Source organism: Streptomyces sp. NBC_00569 (assembly GCF_036345255.1).
Classification (GTDB): Bacteria; Actinomycetota; Actinomycetes; order Streptomycetales; family Streptomycetaceae; genus Streptomyces.
Map to the genome: position 1 here is coordinate 6,975,960 of NZ_CP107783.1, position 13,746 is coordinate 6,989,705.

The 13,746-nt window shown below is 70.9% G+C and carries 14 protein-coding genes; 3 read left to right on the top strand and 11 right to left on the bottom strand.

Features of this window, described 5'->3' with window-relative positions:
- Positions 1-20: 20 nt before the first annotated feature.
- The 7 genes from OHO83_RS31325 to OHO83_RS31355 all read right to left on the bottom strand — a co-directional run bounded on the left by OHO83_RS31325 (position 21) and on the right by OHO83_RS31355 (position 6,883).
- A complete protein-coding gene (locus tag OHO83_RS31325) occupies positions 21-671 on the bottom strand; it encodes a response regulator transcription factor (protein ID WP_266669836.1) in 651 nt (216 codons plus the stop codon).
- Positions 656-1,945 (bottom strand): sensor histidine kinase, encoded by a 1,290-nt coding sequence (locus OHO83_RS31330; RefSeq protein WP_266669834.1) that lies wholly within the window; start codon positions 1,943-1,945, stop codon positions 656-658. The genes OHO83_RS31325 and OHO83_RS31330 overlap by 16 nt, the downstream gene beginning before the upstream one ends.
- Before the next feature lie 272 nt (positions 1,946-2,217).
- Positions 2,218-3,216 (bottom strand): NAD-dependent epimerase/dehydratase family protein, encoded by a 999-nt coding sequence (locus tag OHO83_RS31335; RefSeq protein ID WP_266669832.1) that lies wholly within the window; start codon positions 3,214-3,216, stop codon positions 2,218-2,220.
- A 140-nt stretch (positions 3,217-3,356) separates the two neighbouring features.
- Positions 3,357-4,004 (bottom strand): winged helix-turn-helix domain-containing protein, encoded by a 648-nt coding sequence (locus tag OHO83_RS31340; RefSeq protein WP_266669830.1) that lies wholly within the window; start codon positions 4,002-4,004, stop codon positions 3,357-3,359.
- Positions 4,005-4,391: 387 nt separating this feature from the next.
- Entirely contained in the window at positions 4,392-5,423 is a 1,032-nt protein-coding gene (gene glnII / locus OHO83_RS31345) for a glutamine synthetase (protein ID WP_266669828.1), read from the bottom strand.
- A gap of 226 nt (positions 5,424-5,649) precedes the next feature.
- Entirely contained in the window at positions 5,650-6,372 is a 723-nt protein-coding gene (locus OHO83_RS31350) for a hypothetical protein (protein WP_329435522.1), read from the bottom strand.
- A 148-nt stretch (positions 6,373-6,520) separates the two neighbouring features.
- Positions 6,521-6,883, bottom strand: coding sequence for an arsenate reductase family protein (locus OHO83_RS31355; protein WP_227294328.1), 363 nt, complete (start codon positions 6,881-6,883; stop codon positions 6,521-6,523).
- Positions 6,884-7,017: 134 nt separating this feature from the next.
- On the opposite strand from OHO83_RS31355, the gene OHO83_RS31360 reads away from it, so the two are divergent.
- On the top strand, positions 7,018-7,296 hold the full coding sequence (locus OHO83_RS31360) for a hypothetical protein (protein WP_382480436.1): 279 nt from the start codon (positions 7,018-7,020) through the stop codon (positions 7,294-7,296).
- A 61-nt stretch (positions 7,297-7,357) separates the two neighbouring features.
- Here OHO83_RS31360 and OHO83_RS31365 read toward each other — a convergent pair whose 3' ends face one another.
- Positions 7,358-8,554, bottom strand: a complete 1,197-nt coding sequence (locus OHO83_RS31365; protein WP_330280066.1) for a winged helix DNA-binding domain-containing protein — start codon at positions 8,552-8,554, stop codon at positions 7,358-7,360.
- Between the two features lie 145 nt (positions 8,555-8,699).
- Between OHO83_RS31365 and OHO83_RS31370 the strand changes: the two genes are divergently transcribed.
- Both OHO83_RS31370 and OHO83_RS31375 read left to right on the top strand, forming a co-directional pair.
- On the top strand, positions 8,700-9,173 hold the full coding sequence (locus OHO83_RS31370) for a hypothetical protein (RefSeq protein ID WP_329435526.1): 474 nt from the start codon (positions 8,700-8,702) through the stop codon (positions 9,171-9,173).
- A 37-nt stretch (positions 9,174-9,210) separates the two neighbouring features.
- Positions 9,211-10,551, top strand: coding sequence for a DUF2252 domain-containing protein (locus OHO83_RS31375; protein ID WP_330280067.1), 1,341 nt, complete (start codon positions 9,211-9,213; stop codon positions 10,549-10,551).
- Positions 10,552-10,612: 61 nt separating this feature from the next.
- On the opposite strand, the gene OHO83_RS31380 is transcribed toward OHO83_RS31375, so the two are convergent.
- The 3 genes from OHO83_RS31380 to glnA form a co-directional block, all read right to left on the bottom strand.
- Positions 10,613-11,134, bottom strand: coding sequence for a DUF1269 domain-containing protein (locus OHO83_RS31380; protein WP_266669819.1), 522 nt, complete (start codon positions 11,132-11,134; stop codon positions 10,613-10,615).
- Positions 11,135-11,343: 209 nt separating this feature from the next.
- Positions 11,344-11,781, bottom strand: a complete 438-nt coding sequence (locus OHO83_RS31385) for a cupin domain-containing protein (RefSeq protein ID WP_266669817.1) — start codon at positions 11,779-11,781, stop codon at positions 11,344-11,346.
- Positions 11,782-12,303: 522 nt separating this feature from the next.
- A complete protein-coding gene (gene glnA, locus OHO83_RS31390; protein WP_266669815.1) occupies positions 12,304-13,713 on the bottom strand; it encodes a type I glutamate--ammonia ligase in 1,410 nt (469 codons plus the stop codon).
- Positions 13,714-13,746: the final 33 nt, after the last annotated feature.

A 13,746-nucleotide genomic window follows, 5' to 3' on the forward strand; every position in this document is an offset into this window, starting at 1 on the left:
GGTGATTTCCCGAAGGATTCTCAACGGCCCTGATCCAGATAGGCGATGACGGCGAGAACGCGCCGGTTGTCGTCGTCCGACACCGGAAGTCCCAGCTTCAGAAAGATATTGGAGGTGTGTTTCGCGATCGCCCTTTCCGTGACGACGAGTTGACCCGCGATGGCCGCATTCGACCGGCCCTGCGCCATGAGTTCCAGAACCTCCGTTTCGCGCGGTGTCAGGCCGCCGAGCGGTGCCTCCGCGGCCCGCCGCGAAAGGAGCTGCTGGATCACCTGGGGGTCCATCGCGGTGCCGCCCGCGGCGACCCGGCGCACCGCGTCGATGAACTGGTCCGCGTCGAACACCCGGTCCTTCAGCAGATAACCGATCCCGCCGTTCCCGTCGGCGAGCAACTCGCGCGCGTACAACTGCTCCACGTGCTGCGACAGGACCAGGACCGGCAGCCCGGGCCGCGCCCGCCGCGCGGCGAGCGCGCACTGCAGCCCCTCGTCCGTGTGCGAGGGCGGCAGCCGTACGTCGACGACGGCGACGTCGGGCTCCGACTCGGCGAACGCCTTCGTCAGTTCGGGGCCGCTCTCGACGGCCGCGACGACCTCGAAGTCGTACGCCTCCAGCATCCGCACCAGGCCGTCGCGGAGCAGGAAGAGATCTTCGGCTAGGACAACGCGCAAGGAATCTCCATCGTCACCATGGTCGGACCGCCCGCGGGGGAGCTGACGGCGAGGACGCCGTCGAATGTACCGAGCCGGCGCTCGATCCCGCTCAGGCCCGACCCCGCCCCGACGCTCGCGCCACCCTTCCCGTTGTCGGTGACGGCGATGCGCAGCATGCCCGTCGCCCCGGTGTGGTGCACGTCGACCCAGACGCGGTCGGCCCCCGAGTGCTTGACGGCGTTCGTGAGGACCTCGCTGACGGCGAAGTACGCCGCCGACTCGACGGGCGCCTCGGCGCGGCCCGCCAGGTCCACGTCGACGTCGGTGGTGACCGGCAGCCGCAGCGCGAGCGCCTTCACCGCGTCGCCGAGGCCGCGCTCGGCGAGGACCGGCGGATGGATACCGCGGACCAGGTCACGCAGCTCGGTGAGGGCGTCGGCCGAGGACTTCCGGGCCTGTGCGAGCAGCTCCTTGGCCTTCTGCGGGTTCTTCTCGACCAGCGCCTCGATCGTGCCGAGGTCCATGCCCATGGCCACGAGGCGGGCCTGCGCGCCGTCGTGCAGGTCGCGCTCGATGCGGCGCAGCTCCGCGGCGGAGGTGTCGACCGCGTCGCGCCGCGTCTGCGTCAACACCTCGACACGGGCGGCCAGTTCGCCCTCGTCCGGGGTGAGGATCGCGCGGGTCAGCTGGAAGTGGGCGCGCAGCAGGAGCGGGGCCGAGAAGTAGCCGGCCACCAGGATCGCGGTGGCGAGACCGGCCGCCACCAGCGCGGAACCCTGACCACTGATGGGCACGAACCCGTACCACCAGCCGACATACGTGCCGTCCGTGAAGACCCGCCACAGGCCGGCCGCGAGGGCGTACCCCTCCAGCGGATAGACGATGACCGCGGCCGGCAGGAGCGCCGTCACGAACCCGGCCGTCATGTCGACGAGGAGCCACAGCAGGTCCCGCCAGGTCGCCGGGTCGCCGAGCATCAGGCGGCAGCGCTCCGCCTGCCCGACGAGCCCGGTCCGCGCATCGGCGGGGAAGGGCCGGTACAGCGCCGGGACGCGGATCCCGTACCACTCGGAAGCGAGGACGCGCCGCCGGTTCGCCCAGGACCTGACAAGGGAGAGCACCGCGGGCGTGGTGAGGACACCGACACCCAGGACGATGAACACGGTCGAGAGGACGGACAGGACGAAGAGGGTGAGCGACCCGGCGAACCCCACCACCGCCAGCACGAGGCCTCGGGCCCCCGCCACCAGGGCGCGGCGCGCCCGCCCGCCGTCCGCACCCGACGCGTCCATCCCGCTCTCCGTCCACCGCCCGACCCGTACGCCCCCAAGTCTCCCCGGCCGGGGCCGTACGGGACATGGGGCCGGGCACCCGACCGGGGGTGTATCTGGCACCACCCTCAGGCACCTCGGAGCTGGGGCCTCAGGCCCAGCCCTCAAACCCCAGCCCTCAGCCCTCAAACCCCAGCCCTCAGCCCTCGGACCCCAGCCCTCAGCCCTCAGGCCCCAGCCTTCAGGCCTCAGGCCCCAGCCTTCAGGCCTTCAGGGGCCTCAGGCCCCAGCCCTCAGGTCTCCAGTACCTTGGCCTCCGTCGCCGGGTCGAGGCCGAGCACCGGGCGGTCCGGGCGCTGGGGTGCCGTCCCGCCGATGGACTGCAGCCAGGCCCAGGTGTCGGCGACGGTCTCCTCGACGGGCCGGCACCGCAGCCCGGCCGCGACCGCCTTCGCCACGTCGGCGCTGTGCAGCGCGGCATGCATGTCACCGCCCGGCGGCACCCACACCGGCAGCTGCATCCACGGCTCGATCCCGGCCGCGGTGATCACCTCGGGAGCGGTCCAGCGCAGGTCGGCGTCACCCCCGGTGACCTGGACGCAGGCGTCGAGCAGCCGTCCCATGCTGGTGTGCCCGGAGGGGCTGATCAGGGTGTACGGGCCGCTCAGCCCGGCCTGCGCCGCGTCGAGGACCCAGGTGGCGAGGTCGCGCACGTCGATGTACTGGAGCGGCAGTTCGCGGGGGCCGGGGGCGAGCACGGGGCCGCCCCGCGCCATCCGGGCCAACCACCACGGGAGCCGGCCGATGTTCTCGTGCGGGCCGAGGATCAGACCGCACCGCACCAGCAGGGAGCGGTCCGCTCCGAACGCGTCGACCGCCGCGAGCTCACCGCCCCGCTTGTCCCGCGCGTAGTCCGTCCGCTCCGCGTCGGGCGAGGCGCCGGCGACGAGCGGCGCGTCCTCGGTGTAGCCGGGCGGGGGCGCCCACTCGTACACGGACGAGGTCGACACGTATATGTAGCGGCCCGCACGGCCCGCGAGCAGCCGGGCGGAGTCGCGGACCACGCGGGGCGCCGCGGCCCAGGTGTCGACGACGACGTCCCACTCGTCCTCGCTCTGCGCGAGCGCGGCGAGCCCGCCGTCCGCGGTGCGGTCCCCGTGCAGGGACCGCACCCCTTCGGGCGCCGCGTGCCGCCCGCGATGGAACACCGTCACGTCCCAGGACCGGGCGACCGCGGCCTCCACCACGGCGCGCCCCACGAATTCCGAACCACCGAGCACCAGAAGTCTCATGCCGGTGACTCTGCCCGCTCCCGGCGCGTCAGGGAATCGGTTTCTGCCCGTGGGAGAACGAATCCCGCCGGGGGGAGGCCGGAAGGGCGGGAGAGGCCGGCGGACGCCACCTGCGCCGCCCGTCGGTCACCGCCCGTCGGTCACCGTGTCGACGGCGGGGCGTACTTGTACCCCACCCGCCGCACCGTCTGGATCACCTGACGGTGCTCGGCTCCGAGCTTGCGCCGCAGCCGCGCGACATGGACGTCGACCGTCCGTCCGTCGCCCACGTGCCCGTAGCCCCACACGGTGGTCACGAGCTGGTCGCGGGTGTGCACCCGGTGCGGATGCGCGACGAGGTGCGCGAGCAGCTCGAACTCCAGGTACGTCAGGTCGAGTTGGCGCCCGTCGACCCATGCGGTGCGCTGCACGCCGTCGATGCCGACGAGGGCGTCGGTGTCGCTGCCGGCGCCGGTACCGCTGTTCTGCGACGCCGCTTCGGGCCGAGGGCCGGGCTCGTCGGGCACCGGGAGCAGCGGCTGCTGGTCCGCGGGCACGAGCACCAGGTAGCCGATCATCGGCGGCCGGCCGGGGAGCGTGGGCAGGGTGTGCGGGGGAGCGGGCAGCCAGGTCGCGCCCGGCGGCAGGAAGTCCGCGACGTCGTTCCCCAAGCTCTCAACTGCGTTCGAGCGGGGGAGGCCCCAGTCCTCGTCCCGGTCGACGGCGCGCAGGCGGTGGCGGCCGGTGACGGCGGGGGAGGGGGCGGCGGTCACGGAGGAAGCGGTGGAGAAGGAACGGGTGTTCGCCATGAGTGGTCAACTCTTTCGCGCGAGGAGTCATCGAGATCGTCGAGAACTGCGAGGTCGCAGAAGGACCTACGTCGTGCGCGCGGGCCGAACGCCGGGGTGAGTCGGTTTTAGAGGGCCTGCGCGTTCTCCGCGCGGCAACACACCCGGTCGAAGTCGTGGTGCTGACGGGAAGGCCAGAAGGGCTCGAGGTCGTGACGACCCGTCGCGGTGTTCTGGAAGCTGGCCATGGCCCCATTGAAGCAGACAGGTTCGCGGCGCAGGACCCCCCTCTCACGGGTCGGACGGCACCTTGGCGTGAACTTGACGTTCCGCGCGGCTCTCCGCACAGGCAGCGCGAAGGGCGCCCACCGGACCGGTGGGCGCCCTTCGGGAATCAGGAGCCGGGGATCAGACCTGGCCGGCCTTCTCCAGAGCGCTGCAGCAGGTGTCGACGATCAGGCGCGTCACGACATACGGGTCGACGTTCGCGTTCGGACGGCGGTCCTCGATGTAGCCCTTGCCGTCCTTCTCGACCTGCCATGGGATGCGGACCGAGGCACCGCGGTCGGAGACGCCGTAGCTGTACTCGTTCCACGGGGCGGTCTCGTGCAGACCCGTCAGACGGTCGTCGATGCCCGCGCCGTAGTTCTTGACGTGGTCCATCGGCTTCGAGCCCTCGCCGAGCGACTCGCACGCGGTGATGATCGCGTCGTAGCCCTCGCGCATCGCCTTCGTGGAGAAGTTGGTGTGCGCGCCCGCGCCGTTCCAGTCGCCCTTGACCGGCTTCGGGTCGAGGGTCGCGGAGATGTTGAAGTCCTCGGCGGTGCGGTACAGCAGCCAGCGGGCCACCCACAGCTGGTCGGAGACCTCGAGCGGGGCGAGCGGACCGACCTGGAACTCCCACTGGCCGGGCATGACCTCGGCGTTGATGCCGGAGATCCCGAGACCCGCCTTGAGGCAGTTGTCCAGGTGCGCCTCGACGACGTCACGGCCGAAGATCTCGTCCGCGCCCACGCCGCAGTAGTAGCCGCCCTGCGCGGCCGGGAAGCCGCCCACGGGGAAGCCGAGCGGGCGCTCGCCCTCGAAGAACGTGTACTCCTGCTCGATGCCGAAGATCGACTCCTGCGCGGCGAACTGCTCCGCGACCTCGGCGAGCGCGGCACGCGTGTTGGACTCGTGCGGCGTCATGTCGATGTTCAGGACCTCGCACAGGACGAGGATGTCGCCGCCGCCGCGGATCGGGTCCGGGTAGGAGGCGACGGGGCGCAGTACGCGGTCGGAGGCGTGACCCTTGGCCTGGCTGGTGCTCGAACCGTCGAAGCCCCAGATCGGCAGCTCTTCGAGCGCCGGCGCGGAACCCGCGATTATCTTCGTCTTCGAACGGAGCTTGGCCGTCGGCTGGGTGCCGTCGATCCAGATGTACTCAGCCTTGAACGTCACGGGGCCACATCCTTCGGGTGGGTCTGTACGGCGCGGTCATGTGCGGGTGCGGCGCCTCTGTGTGCTGCTCCGCAGACTGTCAACAGGCGATTTCCCGTCCGTTGCCCGTATGTGAACCCCGTGTTACCCGGACCCCTTTGTGGCGGGAGTCACGTTTCGCCGGACCGCCCCGGCCCGCGCACGTCATGGGGGCACGCGCGCGGGCCGGGGCCGAAGGCCTGTGGGGTCAGCCCACCTTCTCTATGCGTGCGTTGCGGATGAGGAATTTGCCCGGTTCGCGGACCTGCTCGAACGCCGCGTCGTTCAGCAGGACGCAGCTTCCGGAGACGGAGGTGACCTCGACGGATGTGGACTTGCCGTTGTCCAGGTTGGTGACCTTGAGCTTCGTTCCCGCCGGGAACTGCCCACTGGACGCGGCGGGCGCGCCGCCCTCACCGGACAGCGTCACGGTCGAACCGGCACAGACCTGCTCACCGGCGGCGTCCCCTCCGGCGCCACCGGCGGCGTCAGTGGGGTCGGGCTCGGCGGTGACCGTGTCCGGCGGCGCAGCCGTCACGGTCTCCATGCCGCCGGCCGCGTCATCGGCTCCGTCCCCGGCCTGCGCTCCGGCTCCCGCCGCGCCATCAGCACCGGATCCGGCCTGCGCACCGGCTCCGTCCCCGGCCTCGCAGCCGGACGCCGCCTCCTTGCGCCGGATCTCGGCGATGACCGCTTCCCGGTTGGCGATGCGGGCCTCGGACTGCGCGTCCGGGGCGGCCCGCTGCCCGTCGATGAACTTCTGGTTGTTGGCGATCGCGGTCTCCAGGCCCTGGCAGACCTGGGCGTTCTGCGCGACCGGCGCCGCATTGCCCGTGCTCGCGAGCGCGAACGCCGTGCCACCGGCGACGAGGGCCGCGCTCACCGCGAGCGCGGCCTTCTTCCGGGGGCCCATCCTTCTCCTGCGGGACATGTCCGCCTCCTGTCGTCGTTACGAACGTCGGTGCGCGCACCGTTACGTACGGGTGACTGGAGGGTGGAACTCAACTGCCCCACGAGGAGCTCAAGTAACGTACGTCACACGAGAGTTGAGCCCGAAGGCAGGACGGGTCCGTCGCGGCTCAGTTACGTCCGAGCGCGTCCCGGACCGCGTCCTCGCTGCGCGCCACCACGGCCGTACCGTCCTCCGCCGTGATGATGGGCCGCTGGATGAGCTTCGGGTGTGCGGACAGCGCCGCGATCCACCGGTCGCGCGAACCCGCGTCCCGCGCCCAGTCCTTCAGGCCGAGCTCCTTCGCGTCGGCCTCCTGCGTCCGCGTGATGTCCCACGGCTCGAGCCCGAGCCGCTCCAGAACGGCGCGGATGTCGTCCTCGGACGGCACGTCCTCCAGGTAGCGCCGCACCGTGTAGTCGGCGCCTTCCGCATCGAGCAGGGAGAGCGCGCTGCGGCACTTCGAACAGGCGGGGTTGATCCAGATTTCCATGGGGTCGAATGGTACGGGAAAGGCCCTGTGGCCAGCGGCTATTGTCAGTGCCCGGCAGTAGAATTGAAGCAGTGTTCGAGGGAGCGTCCGGGGCCGCGGAGGGCCTCGGAAGGTCTCCCTCCCGCGACAGGAGGATGTCTGTGCCCGCTGCCGCACCGATGCTGATCGACCTGCCCGGCAAGCCACTCGAAAAGAAGGCCCTGCCCGCGGGACGGCCGCGTGACTGGTACATCACGCACAACCGTCGCCTCAAGGCCATGCGCCTCGCGATCGCCCTGCTCGACTCGGGCGTCTACCTTCCGAACCAGGCCCAGAACCGCACGATACGGAGCACGGCGGAGCGCGTCGGGATCCATCCGCCGTCGGACATCACCTGCCACATGGTGCGCGCGCTGATGCGCTACAGCCGCTGACCGCCAGGTGCGCCGCCCACCCGTTGGTCTTTCGACGGGCGGGCGGCGCACGGCAGTTCCCTCACTTCTTCGCCGGAGCCGGTCCCGCCAGCTCCTTCTCCAGAGGCGTACGGAAGCGGGGCGTGACCCGCGCCCCGCCCACCCACTCCTGGAGGCGCGCGGCCTCCGCCTCGACGGCGGCCGCGGCCTCCCGGCCCACGTCCGCGAGCAGCCGCCACCGGACGACGCCGTCCTTGCTCTGAGCCCATCCGCCGGCGATCCGCCCGTCCCACCACACGGTGGGCCCGATGTTGCCCGCCCCGTCGAAGAGCGGCGCCCGCAGCTCCGGCGGCAGATACCAGTCGCGCTGCTGCCAGCCCATCGCGCTCGGGTCGAGCCCCGGGAGCAGGGCCGCCCACGGCTCGGCGTCGGTGGTGACCGGCTCGACGGCGCCGGGGAGCACGAACCCGGCCCCCTCGTCCAGCTCCACCTCGACCGCCCCGACCGCCGCGAGCGCCCTGCGTACGTCGGTGACCTTCCACCCCGTCCACCACTTGAGGTCGGCTTCCGTGGCCGGACCGCACGAGCCGAGCCAGTGCCGCAGGAGTTCCGACTGGGCCTCGGCCACGGGGAGTTCGGGACGCTCGGGCGCGAGCGCCCACCTGAACTGGCTGGACGTCCACGATCCGCGGGGCCGCCCGCGCACGACGCGCCCCTCCATGCCGAGCACACGCAGCAGCCGCGTCGAGATCGACTGCCACGCCTCGTACTTCTTCCCCGGCGCGTACAGCAGCTGCGTACGCAACCGGGGCTCGTCCTCGGCGAGTTCGGCCGCGGTCGCCTCGCCACGCGCCCCGATCGCCGCCAGGGTGCCCGCCTCGACGTCCGCGAGCCACGCCGCGTCGTGCTCGCTGCCCGCCTCCAGATGCCTGACGAAGGAGGCGCGCTCCCGCGCGGCGACCGCCACACCCGTCGACGCGTGCACCACGGCCGTGAGCGCGGCGGGGAACACGAACACCGTGTGCCGCATGCCGTGCATGCGCACCAGGGAGCGGTCCGTATACAGGGCGCGCTCGACATCGGCGACCGTCTTCGACGGGTCCCTGAGGCGCGCGCCCACCGCCAGGTACACGGTGGCCGGGTCCGTGCCGTGCAGCGCCACGAGCGACCCGGCGACCTCCTCGGCGGACCCCGCCCGCGCGGCGGGCGCGAGCCGCTGCCCGGCCGCGAGTCTGGCCCGCCGCTCCGGCGCCCCGATGTGCCGCCGCCCACCACTCACGAGGTCCTCCCAGGACTGTTCGCCGACCGTGCCCCCATCCTGCCCGGGCCCGGGCGCATTCACCTGTTTGCCGTACCCGGCATGCCGCCCGGGCCCCGGCCGCCTTGACTGAGGTGAGGGGTGAGCGGAACTGGCAGCGGGAGGCATGATGTCGGGACGTGGCATACGGGGAGCGGCAGCCGGACCGCTCATGGCGGCGGTGCTGCTCGTGGCGGCCGGGTGCTCGGACAGCGACACCAGCCCCTCCGACGCGGTGTCCAAGGCCGCGTCCGCGGCGTCCCGGGGCGGTGACGTCGTCGCGTCGGCCACGGCGAAGGCCAAGGAAGAACTGGACCGCGTCAAGGGCGGCGTGAACGCCAAGGGCGACATCGCGCTCGGCGGCGTGACCAAGGACGGCGACCGGCTGACGGTCCCCGTCACCGCCACCAACAGCTCCGGATCCCAGGCCTCGTACGCGGTACAGGTCAACTTCCGCGACAGCGGCGGCAATCTTCTCGACACGGTCGTGGTCACGCTCGACGACGTGGACAAGGGCAAGTCCAAGAAAGCGACGGCCCGCAGCAACCGCAACCTCACCGGAGACGTGAGAGCGGACGTCGGCCGAGCGCTGCGGCACTAGCCGTGACCGGCTTCGCAGGCCACGTGGACGGTGCGGCATGACCACTCCCCAGGCCAGGGCCGACGCCGGCAGGGCGGCCCGCAAACGCGCCTCACGCTCCTCGCACGGTGCGTGGATCCCCGCCGCCGACCGCGCCGACCCCATCGTCGTACTGGAACAGCAGGCGGCCGACCGCGTCGCCGAACTGCTGCCCATCCGGTACGGACGGATGGCGGCCTCCCCGTTCGCGTTCCTGCGCGGCGCCGCCGCCGTCATGACCGGTGACCTGGCCATCCAGCGCGCCACCGGCCTCACGGTCCAACTATGCGGCGACGCACACCTGTTGAACTTCGGCCTGTTCGCGTCCCCGGAACGGTCCCTGCTCTTCGACGTCAACGACTTCGACGAGACCAGCCCGGGCCCCTTCGAATGGGACGTGAAACGGCTGGCCGCGAGCGTGGCCGTCGCCGCCCGCGACAACGGGCACACCGACACCCAGGCCCTCAAGTCGGCCCGTGCCGCCGTGGCCGCGTACCGCACGACGATGCGCCGCCTCGCCGGGATGGGCGAACTCGCCGTCTGGTACGAGCACATCGACGCGCACGAGCTGCTGCCCCTCATCCGCTCCGGCCGCAACCGCCGCCGCGTCCGGGCGACCCTCGCCCAGGCCACCCGCCGCACCAGCCTCCACGCGCTCGGCAAACTCACCGAGGTCGTCGACGGGCGCCGCCGCATCATCAACGATCCGCCGCTCCTCGAACGGGCGAGCACTCCCGACGCGGCCACGGTGCGCAAACTGTTCGGCGACTACCGCTCCACCCTCGCCGAGGAACGCCGCCGCCTCCTCGACCGCTACCACTTCGTCGATGCCGCCCGCAAGGTCGTCGGCGTCGGCAGCGTCGGCACCCGCTGCTTCATCGTGCTGCTCGAAGGGCGCGACGCCGACGACCCCCTGTTCCTCCAGATCAAGGAGGCCACCCGGTCCGTCATCGAGGAACACCTGCCGCACGGCCCCTACGTCCACCCGGGCCACCGCGTCGTCGCCGGCCAGCGCCTGCTCCAGGCCACCGGTGACATCTTCCTCGGCTGGATGACCGGCCCCCAGGGCCGCGCCTTCTACTGGCGTCAGCTGCGCGACATGAAGGGCTCCGCCGACGTCGACGGCATGGGCCCGGACGAACTGCGCTTCTACGCCGAACTGTGCGGCAACACCCTGGCCCGCGCTCACGCCCGCTCCGGCGACCGCATCGCCATCTCCGGCTACCTCGGCCGCGCCGACACCTTCGACCGCGCCGTGGCCGACTTCGCGCTGCGCTACATCGAACAGAACGCCACCGACCACACGGCCCTGCGCAGGGCGGCGTCGGAGGGCCTGATCACGCTGGCGCCGGGCGTCTGAGAACACCGGTACGGCCGCCCCCGGACGGGAACGGCCGTACCCACAGCTCCGTACGGATGTCTCAGGCCTTCGGGGCCTCCTGCGCCGCCGCGCCGGCCCGGGCCGCTTCCAGGGCCGCCCGCAGGTGCTCCTCCTCCTCGTTGCTCAGCGAGGTCTGGACGAGCTGACCGCCGAACGTCGCGATCTCGGGGATGACCTTGTCCGGGGAGGCCTGCTTCACCAGGACGAACAGCGCGGCTGCACCGGGCTGCAGGTTCTGGCTCAGGTCCTTCATGAAGCCGTCGTTGATGCCGGTGTCGGTCGCGGCACCACCGGCGGCCCCGGCCGCGGCACCGACGGCCGCGCCGAGCAGCGGCACCAGGAAGAGCAGCCCGATGACACCGCCCCACAGCGCCCCGCCGGCCGCACCCGTCGCCGTGTGGTTCACGGCCTGGTGCAGCTTGATCTTCCCGTCCTCGCGCCGCTCGACGACCACGATGTCCTCGAGCTCGACGAGGTGTTGCTTGGACAGCTCGAGCATTTTCTCGCGCACCTGATTGGCCGTGGCGAGGTCGTTGTAGGCGACGACGAACAGATTGCTCATACGGCACTCCTCGGAAGTCTGTGCAACTTCGCCCGAGTTTATGAGCGTTTGCGGCAGCACGCAGAACGAAGCCCTCGCCCCTCCTGGAGGAGGCGCCGGGGGCCACGCTGCTCAGAACCGAGACCGGGGAACCCGGCCGTGCTTCTCCAGCCTCAAGCCCGGCACCGGGGCCGGTGTCCGGGACTCCGCACCCTTGTCGATCTCGTGGGTCAGCCTTCGGAGGGACGCGGGGCGCGCAGGTGTGCCCGTTCCCGCAGCTCCTCCTCGTCGACCAACTTGAGCATCGGCTGACCCGGCGCGCACACCATGGTCACCACGAACTTGGTCGGTGCGTCCGACAGAGCGTTGCCGTCCTGGTAGTGGATCACGTCACCGCCCGGCTCCCAGAACGTCCCACCGGCCTCGACCACACGCTCTGGCTCACCCTCGAGCTCGAACCGGACCGCGCCCTCCATCACGTAGCCGAACGCCGGGCCCGAGTGGCGATGCGGAGGGAGCCCGGGGTGACCGGGAGGCCAGTCGACGAGGATGGTCATTCCCGAACCGCCTTCGGGAAAGAAGGGCGGAGTCACTTCCTGCAGCATTTTGACTTCGGGCGGCAAGGACACTTCGTGGGCGGTTCCGTGCTCTGGGTTCTTCGCTGACATGTGCTACACCTCCGTGAGCCTGCCCCGGAGTGGACGATCTTGCGTCGGCCACCGCATTCCACACGACTCGCTTCGCGATGAGGACGAGCCACAGCCCGCTTCCGTGACGGGCCGTGTGCCTTCTGCCTCGCCCGAACGTTCTCGAGATCACCCTGCCTCCCGTCGGCGGCCTCCACAATCCGGGAGCCGGCGCATCGAGACCGCATCGCACCATCGGGCCGGTGCCGGCCGCAGGCGGCGCGAGCCTGGCATCCAATGCCCCAGGCCAAGATCGTTCTCGCGTAATTGCGCAGACCGCAGGGATCCGAACAGGTGACGTACTGGTCCCTTGCACGCCGCGGACGTACACGCACCTGATGCCGAACAGCCAGGACCGTGCGGCGGAGGGCGATCGACGCCCGTCACGGCCTGAGGGGTACGCGCAGAAAGGCCGTCGGCCGTGCTCTTCCGCTGCGGAAGAGCACGGCCGACGGCCCACAGACGGCCCAGGAGAGCGGAAACCCGCTCTGACCTGCGGCGTTCTTAAATGTCGAAGTACAGCTCGAACTCGTGCGGGTGCGGGCGGAGCTGGATCGGGGCGATCTCGTTCGTGCGCTTGTAGTCGATCCACGTCTCGATCAGGTCGGACGTGAAGACGCCGCCGGCCTGGAGGTACTCGTTGTCCGCCTCGAGGGCTTCGAGGACCGCGGGGAGCGAGGTCGGGACCTGCTGGACGTTCGCGTGCTCCTCGGGAGCCAGCTCGTACAGGTCCTTGTCGATCGGCTCGGCGGGCTCGATCTTGTTCTTCACGCCGTCGAGGCCGGCCATCAGGAGGGCCGAGAAGGCGAGGTACGGGTTCGAGGACGGGTCCGGCGCGCGGAACTCGACGCGCTTGGCCTTCGGGTTCGAGCCCGTGATCGGGATGCGCATCGCGGCGGAGCGGTTGCGCTGCGAGTAGACCATGTTGACCGGCGCCTCGAAGCCCGGGACCAGGCGGTGGTACGAGTTCACCGTCGGGTTCGTGAAGGCGAGCAGCGACGGGGCGTGCTTGAGGATGCCGCCGATGTAGTAGCGCGCCATGTCCGAGAGGCCGGCGTAGCCCTGCTCGTCGTAGAACAGCGGGTCGCCGTTGGCCCACAGGGACTGGTGGACGTGCATGCCCGAGCCGTTGTCACCGAAGATCGGCTTCGGCATGAAGGTCGCGGTCTTGCCGTTGCGCCAGGCGACGTTCTTCACGATGTACTTGAAGAGCATCAGGTCGTCGGCCGCGGCGAGCAGCGTGTTGAACTTGTAGTTGATCTCCGCCTGGCCGGCGGTGCCGACCTCGTGGTGCTGGCGCTCGACCTGGAGGCCGTTCTTGTCCAGCTCCAGGGAGATCTCCGCGCGCAGGTCGGCGAAGTGGTCGACCGGCGGGGTCGGGAAGTAGCCGCCCTTGTAGCGGACCTTGTAGCCGCGGTTGTTCTCTTCCGAACCGGTGTTCCAGGCGCCGGCCTCGGAGTCGATCTCGTAGATCGAGCGGTTCGCGGAGGTCTCGAAGCGAACCGAGTCGAAGACGTAGAACTCGGCCTCGGGGCCGAAGTACGCGGTGTCGGCGATCCCGGTCGAGGCCAGGTACGCCTCGGCCTTCTTCGCGACGTTGCGCGGGTCACGCGAGTACTGCTCGCCCGTGATCGGGTCGTGGATGAAGAAGTTGATGTTGACCGTCTTGTCGCGGCGGAAGGGGTCGATGCGCGCGGTGGTCAGGTCGGCGCGGAGCGCCATGTCGGACTCGTGGATGGCCTGGAAGCCACGGATCGAGGATCCGTCGAAGGCCAGCTCCTCGGTGGGGTCGAACGCCGCGGCCGGCACCGTGAAGTGCTGCATCACACCCGGCAGGTCGCAGAACCGGACGTCGACGAACTTGACGTCCTCGTCCGCGATGAACTTCTTGGCGTCATCGGCGTTCTGGAACATCCAACTCCTCCTACTCCCACCCGGGGAGGGGCG

Coding starts and splice junctions, on each gene's coding strand:
- OHO83_RS31330 (WP_266669834.1), bottom strand. CDS start 1,945: ATGGACGCGTCGGGTGCGGACGGCGGGCGGGCGCGCCGCGCCCTGGTG.
- OHO83_RS31335 (WP_266669832.1), bottom strand. CDS start 3,216: ATGAGACTTCTGGTGCTCGGTGGTTCGGAATTCGTGGGGCGCGCCGTG.
- OHO83_RS31340 (WP_266669830.1), bottom strand. CDS start 4,004: ATGGCGAACACCCGTTCCTTCTCCACCGCTTCCTCCGTGACCGCCGCC.
- OHO83_RS31350 (WP_329435522.1), bottom strand. CDS start 6,372: ATGTCCCGCAGGAGAAGGATGGGCCCCCGGAAGAAGGCCGCGCTCGCG.
- OHO83_RS31355 (WP_227294328.1), bottom strand. CDS start 6,883: ATGGAAATCTGGATCAACCCCGCCTGTTCGAAGTGCCGCAGCGCGCTC.
- OHO83_RS31360 (WP_382480436.1), top strand. CDS start 7,018: ATGTCTGTGCCCGCTGCCGCACCGATGCTGATCGACCTGCCCGGCAAG.
- OHO83_RS31370 (WP_329435526.1), top strand. CDS start 8,700: ATGATGTCGGGACGTGGCATACGGGGAGCGGCAGCCGGACCGCTCATG.
- OHO83_RS31375 (WP_330280067.1), top strand. CDS start 9,211: ATGACCACTCCCCAGGCCAGGGCCGACGCCGGCAGGGCGGCCCGCAAA.
- OHO83_RS31380 (WP_266669819.1), bottom strand. CDS start 11,134: ATGAGCAATCTGTTCGTCGTCGCCTACAACGACCTCGCCACGGCCAAT.
- OHO83_RS31385 (WP_266669817.1), bottom strand. CDS start 11,781: ATGTCAGCGAAGAACCCAGAGCACGGAACCGCCCACGAAGTGTCCTTG.
- glnA (WP_266669815.1), bottom strand. CDS start 13,713: ATGTTCCAGAACGCCGATGACGCCAAGAAGTTCATCGCGGACGAGGAC.